The 428-nt window shown below is 34.1% G+C and carries 1 pseudogene; it reads left to right on the top strand.

Annotated elements, in window-relative coordinates:
* Positions 1 to 428: pseudogene (nreB, locus tag FMN63_RS30105) on the top strand (nitrate respiration regulation sensor histidine kinase NreB); the annotation flags it as partial.

Below are 428 nucleotides of genomic sequence, written 5' to 3'. Positions count from 1 at the left end.
AGATATATTATCTGAAGAAGATAATTACAGTGCTGTGGCGAATGCGATTTGTCACAGATGTGAAGGGTATACAAATGCCTATGATGTACAATCATGTAAAGACTGTTTCTTAGAATCGATGCAAGTACAAGCTACGAATTTCCAAGTATTTATGAAGACGAAAGATCAAAAAGTGATGCCATTTACAGCAACATATCAGTTGATTGATCAAGACAGGGGAATTCATGCATTTACGCTTCAAAATGTTTCATCACAAATTGAACAGCAAGAGAAATTGCATCAACAACGTATGATGCGTAAAACAATCTCAGCCCAAGAAAATGAAAGAAAGCGAATTTCTAGAGAGTTACATGATAGTGTGATTCAAGAAATGCTCAATGTAGATGTTCAATTGAGATTATTAAAATATCAAGAAGATACAACTAAGC

The organism is Stappia sp. BW2 (genome assembly GCF_008107695.1).
GTDB lineage: Bacteria > Pseudomonadota > Alphaproteobacteria > Rhizobiales > Stappiaceae > Roseibium.
The sequence above is the reverse complement of the archived record's forward strand: the minus strand, read 5'-3'. Positions and strand labels throughout refer to the sequence as shown.